The following is a 17,978-nucleotide window of genomic DNA, read 5'->3' on the forward strand; positions in this document are numbered from 1 at the left end:
CTTTGGCGAAATTCTATGCACGTTTCTCCTCTACTTAGCACCGTTTGGAAGCGCATGGGGCCGGCGTGCCGGGCCACCGGACTAGCCGTGGCTCTGCTGGGCGCAGCCGGCCCAAGTGCTGCTCAGGGGCATTCTGGGAGTGCATTGCCCGCAAATCAGCAAGCTCCTGCGCGCTACTGGGTATCGCTGGCCGATAAGGCGGGCGCACATTTTAGTCCGAAGCACTATTTTTCGCCCGCCGCGCAGGCCCGTCGCGTTCGCCAGCACCTCCCGGCGTTTGATGCCACCGACCTGCCCGTGCGGTCCGATTACGTGGCCGCCATCGCGGCGCGGGTCGACACCATAACGCTGGTCAGCCGCTGGTTCAATGCCGTGGCCTGCCGGGCCACTCCGGCCCAGGCCGCCGCGCTCCGGGCGCTGCCCGGCGTGGCCCAGGTCGAAGCGTGGCCGCAGCGCACCGCTGAAGCAGCCGCTCATCAGGCAACCAAACCAGTACGCTACGAACCTGCCAGCGCACCCAAGCCTATTTCCGCCAACGACTACCTGCTGGCCCGCCGCCAAACAGCCTACCTCGACGGGGCCGCGCTGCGGGCGGCCGGACTTGCCGGGCAGGGCATGCGTATTGCCGTGTTCGATGTGGGCTTTAGGGGGCTGCCCGAGCACCCGGCGTTTCGGGAGTTGGTGGCGGGCCGGCGCATCGTGGCCACCCACGACTTTCTGCGCAACCGCGACGACGTATTCATCGGCGGCAGCCACGGCACCGAGGTGATGGGCTGCCTGGCCGGCCGCTTGCCCGGTGGTCCCGGCGGCACGTCGGGCCCGGCCCTGGGCCTCGCGCCCGATGCCGAGTACCTGCTGGCCCGCACCGAGCAGCTGCACCGCGAACGCTACGCCGAGGAGGAAGCCTGGCTGGCCGCCGTGGAATGGGCCGACCGCCTCGGGGCCGACATTATCAATTCCTCGCTGGCTTATACCGAGCAGCGCTATTTCCCCGAGCAGATGGACGGGCACCGCAGCCTCATTGCCCGCGCCGCCAACCTGGCCGCCCGCAAGGGCGTGCTGGTGGTGAGCGCCGCCGGCAACGACGGCGACGACGACTGGGTTCGTATCGGCACGCCCGCCGATGCCGACTCGGCGCTGGCCATTGGCGGGCTCGACCCCGAAACCGGCCTTCACGTCGCTTTCAGCTCCTACGGCCCCACCGCCGACCGCCGGCCCAAGCCCAACCTGGTGGCGTTCGGCATTGTACTCACCACCACGCCGGGCGGCGGCTACGAGCGGCTGGAGGGCACTTCCTTTGCCTCGCCGCTGGTGGCGGGCTTCGCGGCCTGCCTGTGGCAGCAGCACCGGGAGCTCACGGCCATGCAGGTGTTTCGGGGGCTCGAAAAATCGGCGGAGCTGTACCCGTACTTCGACTATGCCCACGGCTACGGGCGGCCCCGCTTCGCGCACTTTGCGCTTTCGGTGCCGGCGGTTGCGGCCGGGCCTACGTTCGATTTTGTGCCCCACGACAGCCTGATTGCCGTCGTCATCCGCCCCGAAGCTGCCCTGCGGCCCGCCGAAACGCTGCCGCTCATGGCCGACCAGAGCGAGCCCGCTCTGCCCGCCGCCCTGCCCGCCCCGGAAGCGAAAAGCCCCGCCGACAACGTCCCGCACGTAGGCCGCGAGCAGCCCGTGGGCCCCAGCCCCGCGCCGCTGCCCGAGCCCAGCTACCCGGCCTATCTCTACTGGAACCTGGCGGACCGGCGCGGCGTGCTGCGTCGCTACGAAACCCGCGCCGTGACGCAGCGGCTGGTAGTGCAGGTGCCGCGCCGCTTCCTGGGCGGGGGTAACGTGCTGCGCATTTATTTCAAAGGCTACACGGCCACATTTTCAGAGTAATGAAACCTGCGGAACTGAACAGGCAAGGGGGGCTGGCCGGGGCTATGCGCCGGGGGCTGGTGCTGCTGGGCCTGCTGGCCGGAGCCCTGCCCGCTGCTCGTGCCCAGCAGGTGCTGGTGCAGGCCAACGTGGCCGATGACACCGTAAAAACGACTTTCGGCCCCAATCGGCGCTATTTCGGGCACGCTTATTTTGGCTATGGGCTGCTGGCCGGCCCGGCGGGCAGCGGCGCGGCCGTGCGCTATGGGCTGGGCTCGGCGGAGTTGCGCGGCGGCGGGCGGCTCAAGGTCCGGTTCAGCCAGGCGCTGGCGCTCAATGCTGACTTGGGCTATGCCTACCAGCGCTATAATCTGGCCCAAAACGGCCAAAAACTCGTGCCGGCTTCTACCCTGCATCGCAGCGAAAGCTTGGCCCTGCACCAGCTGTATTCCGAGCTCAGCCTGCGGCTGAACTACGGCCGTCGGGGCAACGCCGTGGGCCGCTACGTCGACCTGCTGGCTGGTAGCGGCTGGGTGGCCGCCACCTCCCACATCACCGAAGACGACCCCGCGCCGGGCATCACCTCCGTCGAAACCACCGAGCGGGGCTTGCCTTATTTGCGCCGCTGGTCAGGGTTGGTTGGGGCGCGCGTGGGCGTCGACCGCTATGCCCTTACGGCGCGCTACCGGCTGTCGCCGGTATTTGCGTCCGGCTACGGGTCCTGGCCCGAGCTGCCCCGCTGGATGCTGGGGGTCGAAGTGGGCTTGTTCTGAGTGGGCCAGCGGGCCGGGCTCAAACCCATTGTTGGGCTTTTGCCGTAAAATCCCCGGGCCGGCTTCTCCAAGCTAGTAGGTTTTTATATAGTATCGGCCTCATTCCTCGCCTTACCTTCGTGCATTGAGCCTTCCTTTGGCCTTGCTTTTTTATGAAAACTAAACACCTACGACTTTCTGCCCAAATCCTGCTGGCTGCCGGGCTCACGCTGCAACTGGCCTCCTGCGTGAGCACCGAGCGCGAAGTAAGCAGCTCTTCCACCGACCCTCGCTCTACGTATACGCCGCCGCCCGCCGGCAGCCGTGTGCGCGTGAGCGGCAAAACGGTGCTCAACACCGTGAGTGCTACCCACTCGTTCTCGGACCCGGCCACCCGGGATAATTTCATTTTGCAGCTGCGCGGCCCCCGCGTGCTCACGGCCCAGGCCCACCTCATCGTGACAAGCAGCACCGGCGATACCCTGCGCCACGAAGTGCTGCCCGCCCGCGCCCTGCTCAGCCACACCGATATCGCCGACCCGCAGTCGGCGAGCGTACGCGAACAGGAAATTGCCATTTTGCAGGGCATGAATAACTTCTTTGCCGACACCCATTTCATGCAGCCGGCCATTCCGCCCGGTACCGAGCAGCCCGCCGAGGTAGACGCCAAAACCTGGTCGGCCCTGCGCGAAGACCCCACTACTGTGGGCTTCGATTATCCCGGCGCGGGTGGGTCCGAGCGCCGCATGGCCTATGCCCGCAAGCTGCGCAAGACCATAGTAATCAGCCAGTAGTCTGAATTTGGTTGATGTTTGACTTTAAGTCGATGACCAAGTTAATTAGCCCGGTCGCCATTCAGTCGCTTCCACTTTCTGTTTTTGAATCATGAAATTCCTGCTCTCTTTCGCTGGCGTATTAGTCGCCATTCTGCTCCTGTTGAAGTTTGTTCCTTCGGCCCCCATCAACCCCGTGCTGCCGTTGCCCCAGGGCCAGCAGGAAGTGAATGGCCACGATTCTGAAGTACCCAAAGGCGCGGGTGCCAATGCCGACGGTGAAGAAGAAGAAGGCGAGACGCTTGGCAACACCAGCATTGCCCCAGCCGCCCCCGGCCAGACCTACGGCGCGGCCATCACGCCCGCCGGGGCCCTGCCCATGAGCGCCCTGGTCACCGCCCTGGGCAGCCGCGATTCGGCCCAGGTGAAGCTGGTGGGCAAAGCCACCGCCGTGTGCCAGGCCAGAGGCTGCTGGATGACCCTGCCCACCGCCGACGGCCAGGACATGCGCGTGAGCTTCCGCGATTATGCCTTTTTTGTGCCCAAAGACCTCAGCGGCCATACCGTGGTAGTGAGCGGCTGGGCGCACCGCCAGACCGTGAGCGTGGCCGAGCAGCAGCACTACCTGCGCGACGCCGGTAAGCCCGAGCCGGAAATTGCCGCCATTACCCAGCCCCGGCAGGAGCTGAATTTTCTGGCCGATGGCGTGCTGGTGCAGAACTAACATCACTCGCCAGCAACCGGAATACATACCACGTCATGCTGAGCGAAGTCGAAGCATCGCTACCGCACAAGTAATCTATTTACTATCGCGGCAGGGATGCTTCGACTTCGCTCAGCATGACGTTTTTTTGTCGCCTCTTACCGACGCTATACTCCCGCCATGCCCGATACTCCCGCCATTCAGCACCGCATTCAGGCCCTCACCGAGCAGTTGCACCACCTCAATCACCAATATTATCAGCTCGATATCTCGGAAATTTCCGACCAGGAATTCGATAAGCTATTGGCCGAGCTGCAGCAGCTCGAATCCGCGCACCCCGACCTGGCCCTGCCCAACTCGCCCACCCGCCGCGTGGGCGGCACCATCACCAAGCAGTTTCCCACGTCGGTGCACCGCTTTCCCATGCTCAGCCTGGGCAACACCTATTCCGAAGACGACCTGCGCGAGTTCGATGAGCGGGTGCAAAAAGGGCTGGAGGGCGCGCCGTATGCTTACGTCTGTGAGTTGAAAATTGACGGCGTGGCCATGAGCCTGCGCTACGAGCACGGCCAGCTCACCCAGGGCGTGACCCGTGGCGACGGCACCCGTGGCGACGTGGTGACGGCCAACGTGCGCACCATCAAAACTCTGCCGCTGGCCCTGCGCCCCGGCCCCGACCAGCCCGAAGATTTTGAGGTGCGCGGCGAGGTATTCCTGCCGCTGCCGGTGTTTGAGGAGCTAAACGCCGAGCGCGAGCAGAACGGCGAAGCCCTGCTGGCCAACCCCCGCAACGCCGCCAGCGGCACCCTCAAGCTTCAGAATTCGGCTCAGGTGGCGGCCCGCAAGCTGCGTTTTTACGCCTATTCGCTGCTCACGCCGGGCCGGCACTTCGCCAGCCACAGCGCCGCTCTCGAAGCCCTGAGCCAGTACGGCCTGCCGGTTTCGGATACCTGGCGGCGGGCTTCCACTATCGATGAAGTACTCGGATTCGTGCATTACTGGGCCAAAAAACGCTTCGACCTGCCCGTGGCCACCGATGGCATTGTCATCAAGGTCGACGACCTGCGCCAGCAGGACCAGCTGGGCTACACCGCCAAAAGCCCGCGCTGGGCCATTGCCTACAAGTACCCCGCCGAAGCCGCCCGCACCCGCCTCAACGACGTGCTCTACAACGTGGGCCGTACCGGGGCCGTCACGCCCGTGGCTGTGCTCACGCCCGTACCGCTGGCCGGCACCGTGGTAAAGCGCGCCACTCTGCACAACGCCAACCAGATAGAGCTGCTCGACCTGCGCCTCGGCGACCTGGTGTACGTAGAAAAGGGCGGCGAAATCATCCCCAAAATTACGGGTGTGGACCTGACCGCCCGGCCCGCTGATGCGGTGCCCATCCAGTACCCCACGGCGTGCCCGGCCTGCGGCACGCCGCTGGTGCGGCCCGAGGGTGAGGCGCATTTCCGCTGCCCCAACGAGCGCGGCTGTCCGCCCCAGCTCAAGGCCCGTCTGGAGCATTACGTGAGCCGCAAAGCGCTAAATATCGACGGTCTCGGGGCCGAAACCGTGGGCCGCCTGTTCGACCTGAAAATGGTTGTCACGCCCGCCGACATCTACGACCTGCCCGCCCGCCGGCCCGAGCTGGTGACGCTGGAGCGCCTCGGCGAAAAGAGCATCGACAACCTCATCACCGGCATTGAGGCCAGCAAACAGGTGCCGTTTCCGCGCGTGCTGTTTGGCATGGGTATTCGGTACGTGGGCGAGACGGTGGCCCAGAAGCTGGCTGCCCATTACCGCGGCATTGACGCGCTGATGGCCGCCACCGCCGAGGAAATGGCCGCCGTGCCCGAAGTGGGTGGCGTGATTGCCGTGGCCGCCGCGCACTGGTTTCAGCAACCCGAAAACCGCGCGCTGGTGGAGCGCCTGCGCCAGGCCGGCGTGCAGCTGGAAGTGACCGGCGAAGCGCCCGTGCCTGCTTCCGACCGGTTGGCCGGCCTCACGTTCGTTATTTCGGGGGTGTTTGAGCAGCATAGCCGCGAGGAGCTGCAGCACCTCATTACTTCCAACGGGGGTAAAATCACGGGTTCCATCAGCAAAAAGCTGAGCTATCTGGTGGCCGGCGATAACATGGGCCCCGCCAAGCGCGAAAAAGCCCTGGGCTTCAAGGTGCCCATTATCTCCGAAACCGACCTGATGGGCATGCTGCCCACCGCCGATGCCGGTGCGCCCGCCGAAGCTGCCGCCGCCGTGCTGCCTGCGCCCGTTATGCCGGGGCCGGGCCGGCAGGGAAACCTATTCTAGGTGTGCCGCTGGAATATTCCGATAATAGAGGAAAAGGCGAGAAACTTTGAAGATTTATTAAGTTCTGCGCAAATAGTTCGGCTAAGTTTTTGTCTATGGACTGAAATCCCGACCTTTGACCTCCATTTTCCCACCCATGCGCGCATTTCTTCTTCTTGCATTCCTGATTGGCCAAGCCCTGTGGGCCCCTGCGTTGCAGGCGCAGTGTATCGCCCTAGCCGACCTGCTGGCCATCGGGGCCGAGCCCACAGCCCTCGCAACCCCTAAAGTGGTGACGGACCATCTCACCTTTGAGTGGACGTATATGGGCCCCACGGCCACCGTGCGCGAGGCAGCCTGGACGTACGTGCCCGCCGGCAGCACCACGCCCACGGCCCGCCTGCAAATGCGCGCCCAACGCCCCGGCCAGGACGTGGTGCTGAAAACCACCCAGGCCAGCTGCTTGCGCGACTTGGGCCGTGAACTTAAAAGCCGCAAGCTCACGGCTCAGCCCGTGACCTGCCCCAGCTGCGAAGCCGTGCGCTACCAGGGCCCCGACTTCGAAGCCACCATTTACAGCCAGATGAAGGGCGAATTTCCCTACGTAGTAGTGGTGCACCAGGTGCCGCCCGGCATGCCGCCCGCCGCCAGCGGTACCGGCGGCGTGAAAGCCCCGTAATATTCCCCCCCCCCCCCAATTGCTACCAAGCAAAAAGTCCCCGCTGCGATTGCAGCGGGGACTTTTTGCTTGGTAGCAATTGGCTTAGAACGACTGCAAGATGTTGTTGCGCAGCGTTTTGGGGGTCCAGTAGCCGCTGGCGATGATGCGGCGGATGGTGAAGAGCGGGTCCTGCTGGTCGCGCTTTTCGGCCAGCGAGAAGGCAGCCACGAAGCCGCGCTTTTTCAGCTCGGGGAAGGCCTGGGTATTCCAGAGGCCGAAGGGGTAGGCGAAGTAGTTGATTTTCTTGCCCGTGATTTCTTCCAGCGTTTTGGTGGGCTTGTCGATTTGGGTTTCCCAGTCCTTGCCCTGGTACTTCTTCACGTTGTGGTGGTCCCAGGTGTGCGAGCCGATGATGTTGCCTTCGTCAGATAGCTGCTTCACCATGGCTTTGGTCATGTAATGGGGGCGGCCCAGGCTCACGGTCATCACGAAGTACATGGCCTTGTAGCCGTACTGCTCCAGCGTGGGCCGGGCAATGGTGAACTGGTCGAGGTCGGTGTCATCAAAGGTGAGCATGATGGGCTTGCTCGGCAGCTTGGCCCCGGTGGTCATGTAGGCGTAGAGCTGGTCGGGCGAGATGGTGTGGTAGCCCGAGTCGGCCAGCATTTTAATCTGGGCCTTGAATTGTGCGATGGGAATGATATAGTCCTTGGCACCCTTCGAGTCGCGGGCCGTCCAGTCGCGAATCTGGTGGTAGCACAGAATGGGCACCTGCGGGCGGGCCAGAATGGCGGCCGCGTCGCCGGTTTTGCTGGCTGGGATGCTGCCGGGGGCCGGGGCGGGCGTGGCGTTGGCCTCATCGGTGGCGGTGGCCTGGGTGCCAGACGTTTCGGCGGCGGCGGGTGGGGCAGCCTCTACAGTAACGCTGCTGTTGGCCGTTTCACCGGTGGTGGCGGTTTTAGTGTCGCAGGCGGCCATGGCAAGGGCACCCAGCAGGAGGGAAGCAGAGGAAAATTTCATTGAAACACGCGCGAAGCCGGGCTTCGCAACCGGGGGAATGGGTGATGAATAAAGACGGGCGAACAAAAGGCCCGCGCAAAGCGGACCTACCTGCTACTTTTGTAACCCACAAAACTAACTCTCAAACTCCCGGCATGAACAAATCCGCCTCCCGTCTGCCCGCGTTTCATGGTACGGGCGTGGCCCTGGTCACCCCATTCACCCCGGAACAGGCCGTGGATTACGATGGCTGGCGCCGCCTGCTCGATTTCTGCATCGATGGCGGGGTCGATTACCTCGTGGTGAACGGCACCACCGGCGAGTCGCCCACCACCACGGCCGACGAGAAAACCGAGCTGCTGCGCGTAGCCAAGGAGCACGTGGCCGGGCGCGTGCCGCTCGTCTACGGCATTGGCAGCAACGACACGGCCGCCGCCGAAGAAGCCCTGCGCACCACCGACCTCAGCGGCGTGGCCGCCATCCTGTCGGCCAGCCCCGCCTACAACAAGCCCAGCCAGGCCGGCATCATTGCCCACTACACCCGCCTGGCCGATGGCAGCCCGCTGCCCATTATCCTCTACAACGTGCCCGGCCGCACGGCCTCCAACCTCACCGCCGAAACCACGCTGCGCTTGGCCCAGCACCCCAACATCATCGGCATCAAGGAAGCCAGCGGCTTTATGGAGCAGTGCCTGGTCATCGCGGCCAATAAGCCGAAGGATTTCCTGCTGATTTCGGGCGATGACATGCTCACGCCCGCCCTCATTGCCTGCGGCGGCGAAGGCATTATTTCGGTAATGGCCAATGCCTACCCCAAGCGCTTTGCCGAGCTCACCCGCGCCGCGCTGGCCGGCGATTTCGCCACTGCCCGCGAAGGCCTGTTTCACCTGCTGCCCCTCAACCCGATGATGTATGAGGAAAGCAACCCCGTGGGCGTGAAAGCCGTGCTCGAAGTCCTGGGCGTGTGCGGCGCGGCCGTACGCCTGCCGCTGCTCGAAGCTACCGAGGGCCTGAAAGACCGGATTCGGAAGGCGCTGTAGAGCGCTCCGGCAAAGCCGAATGCGCTAGGCTGCCAGCTCCTGGGTGGCCTGGCGCTCGCCGGCCACTATCAGGAAGCCGTAGCCGAACACGAAGAGGTTCAGACCCAGCTGCAGGTCCAGCGGCGCATCGACCAGCATGCTGGCGGCCTGTACCAGCAGGAAAAGTCCGATGGCTGGCTGCCGCCGCGCCCAGGGCCGGGTAAGTGGCCAGAACATTAGCGCCAGCAGCAGGGTCAGGCCCAGCACACCGCCGCCCACCATGGCCTGCAGGAACTGGTTGTGCACCTCAATGCGGTTTTCGGTTCGCAGGCCAAATCCCTGCCAGTCGTACTGGTGCATCATGGCCGCCCGGGCATCGGCCGGGGCTACGCCCACCAGCCAATGCTGGGCAATGACCTGCCGGGCGGTTTCGATGGCGACCAAACGCCGTGACAGGGAAGTTTCGTTGATGTCATGCTCATTCGTGAACTGCCTCACGTCCCATAAGGACGAATCTACCCGTTTGCGCACCGATTCGAGCCCCCGATAGGCCGCCCATGGGCCCACCATCAACAGCACGAGCAGCGCCAGGCCCAGCACCAGATTACGGCGCATGAGCAGGCGCACCACCACCGCCAGCAGGGCCGCGTAAAACACCAGCAGCCCGGTGCGGTATGCCAGTACGTGCAGCGTGAGCGCCGCCACGGCTGCCGCCCCCAGCAGGGCCGCCCGCAGCCACGGGCGCGCCAGCTCGTGCCGCCGCAGCATCATGCCCCAGAAGGCCCCCAGGGCCAGCATCACCCCGAAGGTGATATGAAAAATGTGGGTGGCTACCGGCATGTTCCGACCCAAAAGGATATCCTCGTTGGCCGCCGTGGGGTCTTGCCAGTATTGTGCCAGGGTAATTAGTCCCACGGCGGCCACGCTCAGCACAAACCCGCTGCCCACCGCCAGGCGCTGCCCCCGCGTGAGGGGCACGGCCAGCGTGAAGGCCAGCGGCACCGCCAGCCAGGTCAGGTCGCGGAATAATTCGTGCCGCCACACCAGCAAATCAGTGGTGTATAAGCCACTAACCAGCAGAAAAACTACTACGGCTGCCGCCCGCATCGCTGCCCCGTTACGGAAATACCCCAGAATGGCGTGCCGCAGCTGCGGGTTGGCCAGGGCTGCCACCACGCCCACGATGGGCGCAATGGCAATGAGCGCCCGCGAAGCCAGCAGGCCCGCAATGCCCGCCAGACAAGCCAGCAGCAGCAGATACTGCGAAAGCCGGCCGGATAAATAATGCTGCACGAAAAAGAAGGGGATGGTATTTTAGGTTTGAAAAAACGATGGCACAGAACGTCATGCTGAGCGCAGCCGAAGCATCTCTACTGCAATAGCAACTAATTACTACTGCGTTAGAGATGCTTCGGCTGCGCTCAGCATGACGTTCTTTTGCTCACTGCTCACTGCTCACTGCTCACTGCTCACTGCTCACTGCTCACTGCTCACTGCTACCAGCCGCTGGCCAGTACGTCGGCCACGTGCAGGCACTTCAACGGCAGCTTCTCCTTTTTAATATAGGATTCGAGGTGCATGAGGCAGCTCACGTCGGTGCTCACGATGAAATCGGCACCGGTATCGAGGGCGTACTCTGCTTTCTGCTGGGCCATGGCCACGGAAATGGCTTCAAACTTTACCGCAAACGTGCCACCGAAGCCGCAGCAGGTGGTGGTTTCGGCCATTTCAATGCGCTCCAGGCCGGCCACGGCATCCAGCAGCTGGCGCGGCTGCGCCCGGATGTGGCACTCGCGCAGGCCTGAGCAGGAGTCGTGGTAGGTGTACTTGCCATCCAGGCGCGCCCCGGGTATGGCCGTGATTCCCAGCACATCCACCAGGAATTCGGTTAGCTCGTGCACGCGGCCCTGCACGGTCTGGCAGGCGGCGCGCCCGGGTTGGTCCGTATACAAATCGGTATAGCTGTTGCGCACCATGCCCACGCACGAGGCCGACGGGCTCACGATGTAGCGCTGGGTATCGGTAGCCGGCGCGGCAAAATCGGTCAGGAACTTATCGGCCACTGCCCGGCTCTGGTCTACGTAGCCGGCGTTGTAGGCCGGCTGGCCGCAGCAGGTTTGGTTGGGGTTGTAGTTGGCTTTTACGCCCACCCGCTCCAGCACGCGCACCATGTGCATGGCCGTGGCCGGGTAAAGCTGGTCGACGAAGCAGGGGATGAAAATATCGACGGTAGTCGGCATCAGCACAAAGTATTAGTGAAACCTAAAAATCTGGCCCGCCGCCACCCGGGCCTGTCCGAACGCCACCGGGTTCAGTCCCGAATCTACTTCCTTTTCGGCTAGAAAAGCCAATAAATTCTCAGTAGCCATGTTGCCCGTCAGCTCATCGGTGGCCATGGGGCAGCCGCCAATGCCGCCAATGGCCCCGTCGAAGCGGCGGCAGCCGGCCGCGTAGGCGGCGGCCACTTTCTCGTGCCAGGTGGTGGGCGTGGTGTGCAGGTGCGCCCCAAACTCAATGGTCGGGAAAGCCGGAATCAGGGCCGCAAACAGCGGCTCGATGGTGGCCGCTATGGAGGCCCCAATGGTATCGGACAGCGCCACGATGTGGATACCCAGCGCCGCTAGCCGCGCCGTGAAATCGGTTACGATTTCCGGGTTCCAGGCATCGCCGTAGGGGTTGCCGAAGCCCATGGACAGGTAGGTAACCAGGGTTTTGCCGTGCTGCTCGCAGCGCTCGTGCATGGCGGCCACGTCGGCCAGGGCTTCGGTCGGGCTCTGGTTGGTGTTGCGCCGCTGGAAGGTTTCCGATACCGAGAGCGGAAAGCCCAGGTAGCTGATTTCGGGGTGTTGCAGGGCCGCTTCGGCCCCGCGCAGGTTGGCCACGATGGCCAGGAGCTTGGTGCGGGTGGTGCTCAGGTCGAGACCGGCCAGCACTTCGGCCGTATCGCGCAGCTGCGGAATGGATTTAGGTGATACGAAGGAGCCAAAGTCCAGCGTATCAAAACCCACTTGCAGTAGGGTATTGAGGTAGGCGGTTTTGGTGGCCGTGGGAATGAAGTCGGGCAGGCCCTGCATGGCATCGCGGGGGCATTCAATAAGCTTCATGGGCAGGGGTGTGAGGGGGCCGGGGTGAATGTCCCAAAGGTAGCAGCCCGCGCCGCTGTGGGCCGAACTACCCGCCGGACTGTCGTGTTGGGAGGCATGCACAATAAGTGGTTTGCTACCCGGGGCGGCTGATTGCCCGGCTACTCTTCGGATTCTTATGGCTCCTGCTGTTCGGGGCCGCCCTGCTTTTCAGCGCCGGCTGCAGCAAGCAGCAAACCCTGCAGGCGCTGTTTCGAAAATCGACCCCGCACCAGGCCTACGCCCGCCAGCTGCATCAGGCCGGCCTCGATCAGCGCCCGGCGGGCCGCGCCTGGCTCACGGCCGCCGTCCAGGCCCTGCGCGACTCGCTGGTGGTCGCTTTGCCCTTTGCCGAAACCGGCTATTTCCGCCCCGAGCGCCCCGCCGCTGCCAGCTACCGCTATGCCGTGCAGGCCAGCGGGCAGGCACACGTGAGCCTCGCCCTGGCCCCGGGCACCAATGCCCGCGTGCTTCTGGATGCGTTTGAAATGGTGCCCGGCCGCCCCCCGCCCCCCTGGCCAATGCCGATACGCTCACCCTCGACTTCCGCTACCGGGCCGAAACCATTGGCCAGCACCTGCTGCGGGTGCAGCCCGAACTGCTATCCGCCGGCCGCTACACCCTGCGCTTGCGCCGCGAGCCCAGTCTGAGCATATTCCCGGTGCTGGGCCGCCGCGATGCCGCCGCCGGCAGCTTCTGGGGCGCCGACCGCGATGGCGGAGCCCGCCGCCACGAGGGCATCGATATTTTTGCCCCGCGCGGCACACCCGCCGTGGCCGCCACGGCGGGCTATATCAGCCGCACCGGCGAAACCCCGCTGGGTGGCCGCGTGGTGTGGCTGGCCGATGCCGAGCACGGCGAACACCTCTATTATGCCCACCTCGACAAGCAGCTGGTGGTGCCCGGCCAGCACGTGCGCGCCGGCGACACGCTGGGCCTGGTGGGCAACACCGGCAATGCCCGTACCACCGTGCCGCACCTGCATTTTGGTATCTACCGTAGTGGCCAGGGGGCGCTCGACCCGCTGCCGTTTGTACGCCGCGCCGCCCGCCCGCTCAGTACCCCCGCCGGCCCCGACCGCCGGGGCGAGTTCGTGCGGTTGCGGACGGAAGCTGTGCTCCGTCCATCGCCGGAATCCGGCCAAAATATTGCTATTCAACAGCTAATAAAAGCCCCGTAGCACGGCTCCTTACTGATACTCGGTCAGCAAGGAGCCGTGCTACGGGTGCAAACCCCCACCGGCCAGATTGGCTGCGTGACTGCCAAGGCCGTGGAAGCGGCAGTGGCCGCGCCCTTGCGCCGACTGTCGCTACCCGTGGCTACCGACCTGCTGGTGGGGCCGGAACGCGCCGCGCCGGCCTGGGGGGCACTGGCGGCCCGTACTCCCGTGGTGGTGCTGGGGCAGGCGGCCCAATATAGCCTGCTGCGAGGCCCGCAGGGCGAAACCGGCTGGGCCATTCTTTGGCTTCGAGATTGATGGTCTGGTAGTTGGATGCTGCTGGGCGGGCATCCGGCCCGGCCATTTCCTCCCAATAAAATAGCCCGGCGGGTGGTGGGGAGTAGCCTTTGCGCAGGCCGAAGGGACGGTCGTGGCTGGCAGCAGGTGGCGGTGGGTTGCTGGGCTCAAAGTTGAGGTCGGCGAGGTCGGAAATGCGGGGAAAGCGCCTGGCATCGGCCGAGGGCTGCGCCTGGGCGGGGGGCGAAATAAAGAGCAGGCAGGCTGCCGCGCCGAGGAAGCGTAAAGCAGGGAAGGGCATTGAGCAAGAATCAATAAATGCGATTACAGAGGCTGTACGCAGGATTACGCCCCGGCGGATGAAGCTGCAACTCTGGCCTGCGCATTGCGTTAGCAGGGGCAAAGGTCGTACTTTGCGGCCGGCTGGCTCGTTTTCGCGGGCATTTTGGCCGCTTGGTTTTCACCATCACTTTCCTGTTTTTATGCCTGATTCTTCCTCTTCCAACTGGGCCGACATGGCCGCCTCGCTGCTCGGTAAGCTCTCGGGCGGCGTTGAGCTTAGCTGCGCCTTCGACCAGATTGAGTTGCAAGTGCCCAACCCGCAAAACCCCAGTGCCCCCGCCGCCACTTGGAAGCTGAACGGCTCCCTGCGCATCCGAACGCGGGGCGAGCAGCCGGGCGCGCCCCAATTGCCCACCAGTACCAACCCCACCCCCGGTGCCTAGCACGCTCGAAATCGATGCTCAGCTGGTCATCACCTGGAACGGCCATGCGTTGCAGCTGGCTGCTTCCGGTACCTACCTCATCCTGAACATTCCGAGTCAGCAGGTGCTCGACCAGCTCACGGCGGGCCCGCCCAAGCCGCCGGGAATTCCTAAAGCTCCCAAATCCACCGGCCCCGATCCGCTCCAGCAAATCAACGACCTGGCCCGGCAGTTGGGCTGGGTGCTCGACCTGCGCGTGGGCGGCAAAACCTACGTGACTTTTGGCGTGCAGCGCACTCCAAAAATTACCCTCAACGCCGTGCTGGGTAAAATTGGGTCGTTCTTCAAGTAGCGCAACTTTCGGGCAATTCTGAGGGGCTGTGCAACTAATTACCACCGGGTTAGTTTTCATAGTACACCCCCTTGGTGCTACCCCATGAACTCCGAATACGAACGTAATAATCAGGTAGGAGCCCGGCGCAACTCGTCGTCGTTTGGCCGTATCGAACGAATGCCTCCGCTGCTGATGGCTGGCTACTTGGCCATGGTGGCCATCACCATCATGTTTGTCATGCTGGTGGCGGCCTACGTGTCCACCCGTGTGCGCAGCGGGGTGCCCACCGGGCTTCACTCGCTACCCCGCTACTTCTCACTCAGCACCATTGTGCTGCTGGTGAGCAGCTACACCATGGGCCAGGCCCGGCGCCTCTACGCGCAGGACGACTTGGGCAGTCTGGCCCGCTGCCTCGGGGCCACGCTGCTGCTGGGCTGCATATTTGCCGGCCTGCAACTGCTGGGCTGGCGCGATTTGATGACGCAGGGCGTGCTCTTCCAGGGTAGTACCAGCACCAGCAGCGGCCAGTTCATCTACCTGATATCGGCGCTGCACGTGGCCCACCTGCTGGGCGGAATGCTCTTCTTGCTGGCATTGCTGCTCCGCGTGACCCACGCCGACCGCGACGCCGTGCGCGCGCTCGTCTTTATCCGAAACCCGTATTACCGGCGGCAGTTACAGCTCCTGGGTGCCTACTGGCACTTCATCGATGTGTTGTGGGTGGCACTGTTCGCCGTCTTTCTTTTTATGTATTGAAATCGAATATTAGTTATTGATTTTCAACGCAAAGGGCCGCTCCATCTGGAGCGGCCCTTTGCGTTGAAAATCGTGCAGTGAACCGGCCCCGGTCCGACCGCCCTAGGCGGTCGGACCGGGGCCGGGCGGTAACCAAATACTTAAGCTCGGCTAAGGTTTCACCTCCAGCCAACCTTTGAAAGAGCGGCCATCGGTGTACGTCACGAAGTAGTAGTACATACTGGCGCTGCCTTCGCCGGGCCAGCGGAATCCCCGGTCCTTCGACTCGAAGAGCAACTGCCCCCAGCGCGAGAAAATCCGGACGCTGGCAAACTGCTCATCGCAGAAGTTTAGCGGCAGCCCTGGCAGGCGGAACTCGTCGTTTACCTGGTCGCCGTTTGGGGTGATGATGTTGTAGAGCTTCAGCTCCGGCGAGTCGGGCCGGATGATTTCGAAGCGTACGGTCTGCCGCTGGGCGACGGGCCGGCAGGTGGCGTCTACCAGCTGGAAGGTTACGTCCAACGGGCGGCGCAGTGCCACGGCATCGCAGCTCACGTCCCAGCGAAACTGGCCGGCGGCCACGCCCACACCATTCTGGGCCTTGAAGCTCATCCCGGCTTCGGCCAATGAGAAATTTTCGCTGGTAGCCGTCATTGTCAGGTCGTCGCGGTCGGCATCTACGCCAGCCAGCGTGGCGGTGAACGTGGCTCCCAGTGGCAGGCGTACCACGGGCAGCAGCCCCGCGCCCGTGGGCAGCGGGAAAAGCGGGCTGGCCGTGAGCACCGGTGGCGTATTGGTGTAGCGCACCACGATGGGCACCGAAATCATCGTCGCCTGTCGCTTGGCGCAAGGCGAAGTGGCCGCTTCAAACTGAAACACCAGCACCGAATCCGGCCCCACCGCCCGGCAGTCGACGCGCCAGCTGAAGCGGCCCAGCTGCTGGTTGCCGGCCGATGCCTGCGTGAGCGTGGCGTCCAGGCTGGCGGGAGAAAATCCTCGCCCGCTCATTTCCAGTTGAATGGGGTCATTATCGGGGTCGGTGCCCGTCAGGTTGAAGGTGACCAGGTCGCCCACGCGCACGTGCAGGGGCAGGCCCGGACCGGCCGTGGTAGTAAGCGTAGGGAGCGAGTTAGGCGGTGGCACCGACGTGAAGGCCACGCGCACGGTATCGCGCTTGGGCAAGCTGCAGCCGTCGTCGCCCACCACCACATCCAACAGAAATACCTTGCCCTGGGTGTCGATGCAGGCGGGAAAGCAGAGGGTGGCCGTGAGCGTATCGGGCTGGCCGGGGCTGCGCACCGCGCCGCTGGTGGCCGTGGTGAACGCCGGCAGCAGGCCCGAAAAATTAACCGGACTCAGCGACAGCGACAGGCGCGAGTTGGGGTCGGGGTCGGTGAAGCGCAGGCGCACGCAGTGGTTGCCGCCCGGCACCAGGCGCAGGGTATCGCGGCCCGGCCGGTAGGGCACATTGCCGGTGGTGGCAGGCAGCAGTACCATGCTGGGCTTGGTGTTGGTGGGGCAGTTGAGGACCATGAGCTGAAAATCGCGGCGGCATTCCCCGATTTTTTCGCCCTTCCGGTATTCCGAGCAGCTCACTCCGAACACAAACAGGCCCAGGTTGCTGGGCCGCACCGTGAGCCGCCCCGTGAAGCGGTTGATTTGCAGCGTAGGCGTGCCCGGAATCTGGTTGAGCGGGCCCAGGGGCGGCAGCGCCGGCTGGCCGGGCAGTGCCGGGGCGGGCAGCTGCCAGGTGATGGGGGAGTAGGGCCCCGGCGAAGCCGCAGCCGGCTTGGGCGTGCTGGTGCTGGAATGCCCGTTGAGCGGGGTCATCAGCTCGTAGACCAGCGAGTCCTGGTCGGCATCCTTGCCCCCGAAGTCGTAGTAAAACAGCTCGTTGCGGCAGGCATAGTCGGCCAAGGGCGGGAAAATGCGGGGCGTGGAATCGTAAAAAGGCTGGCCGCGCCGTACCACGGCCGGAAATTCGAGGTAGAAGGTTTGGGCCGCCGCGCCGGGGTCCACAATGTTGCTGATGGAGTTGTTGCGGCAGCAGCGCTCCACGGCCGCGTAGTAGCCCTGGGGCCCGTTGTAGGTGCCGGGCGGCAGCGTAATCAGCTTGCTGTACACCAGCCGGCGGGTGCTGAGCGTGGGCTTGGCGCAGGCTGGGTTGGTGTAGCTTACGAAGGTGTTGCTGGTGAGGGGCAGCAGCACGTTCATCATCCGGTCGTTGGTAGCTTTGTCGAAAATGCTGGCCGTCAGGTCGGCATCGAGGGCACTGGGGCTGCCGTTGTAGGCATCAAAGTAGAGGTTGAGCAGCAGCGTGTACGAGTCACCGGAATTGTGCACCAGCTCCATTTCACCCCCCACGATGTGCGTAGCATTCGCTGGCCCCGCTACGCCCAGCCAACCTGTTATAAACAACAGAAAACCAAGCAGGAAGGGGTGAGGCAGGCGGAAGCGGTAGGGCATGCCAAAAGAGAAAAAGCGAATTAAATTGTGATAAAGCCGAAATATACGACCAGCCCCGCCAACATATAAGCCCGCCCGCTGCGGGCATCTGGGGCGCGTGGCTACCACTGCCGGCCTAGCCAC

Annotated in this window: 18 protein-coding genes; 13 read left to right on the forward strand and 5 right to left on the reverse strand. The window is 64.1% G+C overall.

What is annotated here, in order from left to right; all coding sequences use genetic code 11:
* Positions 1–15: 15 nt before the first annotated feature.
* From KQ661_RS12620 to KQ661_RS12645, 6 genes are all read left to right on the forward strand, one after another.
* On the forward strand, positions 16–1,881 hold the full coding sequence (locus KQ661_RS12620) for a S8 family serine peptidase (RefSeq protein WP_216727193.1): 1,866 nt from the start codon (positions 16–18) through the stop codon (positions 1,879–1,881).
* Positions 1,881–2,633, forward strand: coding sequence for a hypothetical protein (locus KQ661_RS12625; RefSeq protein WP_216727194.1), 753 nt, complete (start codon positions 1,881–1,883; stop codon positions 2,631–2,633). The genes KQ661_RS12620 and KQ661_RS12625 overlap by 1 nt, the downstream gene beginning before the upstream one ends.
* Before the next feature lie 152 nt (positions 2,634–2,785).
* Positions 2,786–3,406, forward strand: coding sequence for a hypothetical protein (locus tag KQ661_RS12630; protein WP_216727195.1), 621 nt, complete (start codon positions 2,786–2,788; stop codon positions 3,404–3,406).
* A gap of 91 nt (positions 3,407–3,497) precedes the next feature.
* Complete coding sequence (locus KQ661_RS12635) at positions 3,498–4,109, forward strand: DUF4920 domain-containing protein (RefSeq protein WP_216688688.1); 612 nt, start codon at positions 3,498–3,500, stop codon at positions 4,107–4,109.
* 159 nt (positions 4,110–4,268) lie between these two features.
* Positions 4,269–6,380, forward strand: a complete 2,112-nt coding sequence (ligA, locus tag KQ661_RS12640; RefSeq protein ID WP_216727196.1) for an NAD-dependent DNA ligase LigA — start codon at positions 4,269–4,271, stop codon at positions 6,378–6,380.
* Between the two features lie 136 nt (positions 6,381–6,516).
* Entirely contained in the window at positions 6,517–7,038 is a 522-nt protein-coding gene (locus tag KQ661_RS12645) for a hypothetical protein (RefSeq protein WP_216727197.1), read from the forward strand.
* Positions 7,039–7,122: 84 nt separating this feature from the next.
* Here KQ661_RS12645 and KQ661_RS12650 read toward each other — a convergent pair whose 3' ends face one another.
* Positions 7,123–8,040 (reverse strand): polysaccharide deacetylase family protein, encoded by a 918-nt coding sequence (locus KQ661_RS12650; RefSeq protein ID WP_226915551.1) that lies wholly within the window; start codon positions 8,038–8,040, stop codon positions 7,123–7,125.
* Between the two features lie 134 nt (positions 8,041–8,174).
* On the opposite strand from KQ661_RS12650, the gene dapA reads away from it, so the two are divergent.
* Entirely contained in the window at positions 8,175–9,059 is an 885-nt protein-coding gene (gene dapA, locus KQ661_RS12655; RefSeq protein ID WP_216688691.1) for a 4-hydroxy-tetrahydrodipicolinate synthase, read from the forward strand.
* Between the two features lie 24 nt (positions 9,060–9,083).
* Here the strand turns inward: dapA and KQ661_RS22875 are convergent, their stop codons facing one another.
* From KQ661_RS22875 to KQ661_RS12670, 3 genes are all read right to left on the reverse strand, one after another.
* Entirely contained in the window at positions 9,084–10,331 is a 1,248-nt protein-coding gene (locus KQ661_RS22875) for an O-antigen ligase family protein (protein ID WP_216726023.1), read from the reverse strand.
* A 203-nt stretch (positions 10,332–10,534) separates the two neighbouring features.
* A complete protein-coding gene (locus KQ661_RS12665; RefSeq protein ID WP_216727198.1) occupies positions 10,535–11,278 on the reverse strand; it encodes a (Fe-S)-binding protein in 744 nt (247 codons plus the stop codon).
* A gap of 12 nt (positions 11,279–11,290) precedes the next feature.
* Complete coding sequence (locus KQ661_RS12670; RefSeq protein ID WP_216727973.1) at positions 11,291–12,142, reverse strand: hydroxymethylglutaryl-CoA lyase; 852 nt, start codon at positions 12,140–12,142, stop codon at positions 11,291–11,293.
* A gap of 107 nt (positions 12,143–12,249) precedes the next feature.
* Here KQ661_RS12670 and KQ661_RS12675 point away from each other — a divergent pair, with 107 nt between their 5' ends.
* From KQ661_RS12675 to KQ661_RS12700, 6 genes are all read left to right on the forward strand, one after another.
* A complete protein-coding gene (locus KQ661_RS12675) occupies positions 12,250–12,810 on the forward strand; it encodes a hypothetical protein (RefSeq protein WP_216727199.1) in 561 nt (186 codons plus the stop codon).
* Positions 12,747–13,340, forward strand: coding sequence for a M23 family metallopeptidase (locus KQ661_RS12680; protein WP_216727200.1), 594 nt, complete (start codon positions 12,747–12,749; stop codon positions 13,338–13,340). Before KQ661_RS12675 ends, KQ661_RS12680 begins: the two co-directional genes overlap by 64 nt.
* A gap of 45 nt (positions 13,341–13,385) precedes the next feature.
* Positions 13,386–13,637 (forward strand): hypothetical protein, encoded by a 252-nt coding sequence (locus KQ661_RS12685; protein ID WP_216727201.1) that lies wholly within the window; start codon positions 13,386–13,388, stop codon positions 13,635–13,637.
* A 461-nt stretch (positions 13,638–14,098) separates the two neighbouring features.
* Positions 14,099–14,341 (forward strand): hypothetical protein, encoded by a 243-nt coding sequence (locus KQ661_RS12690; RefSeq protein ID WP_168672771.1) that lies wholly within the window; start codon positions 14,099–14,101, stop codon positions 14,339–14,341.
* On the forward strand, positions 14,334–14,672 hold the full coding sequence (locus tag KQ661_RS12695; RefSeq protein WP_216688697.1) for a hypothetical protein: 339 nt from the start codon (positions 14,334–14,336) through the stop codon (positions 14,670–14,672). The genes KQ661_RS12690 and KQ661_RS12695 overlap by 8 nt, the downstream gene beginning before the upstream one ends.
* 84 nt (positions 14,673–14,756) lie before the next feature.
* Positions 14,757–15,410: a cytochrome c oxidase subunit 3 gene (locus tag KQ661_RS12700; RefSeq protein ID WP_216688698.1), complete on the forward strand. Its 654-nt coding sequence runs from the start codon at positions 14,757–14,759 to the stop codon at positions 15,408–15,410.
* 150 nt (positions 15,411–15,560) lie between these two features.
* On the opposite strand, the gene KQ661_RS12705 is transcribed toward KQ661_RS12700, so the two are convergent.
* Positions 15,561–17,855 (reverse strand): T9SS type B sorting domain-containing protein, encoded by a 2,295-nt coding sequence (locus KQ661_RS12705; RefSeq protein ID WP_216727202.1) that lies wholly within the window; start codon positions 17,853–17,855, stop codon positions 15,561–15,563.
* Positions 17,856–17,978: the final 123 nt, after the last annotated feature.

This window comes from Hymenobacter siberiensis (assembly GCF_018967845.1).
Taxonomy (GTDB): domain Bacteria; phylum Bacteroidota; class Bacteroidia; order Cytophagales; family Hymenobacteraceae; genus Hymenobacter; species Hymenobacter siberiensis.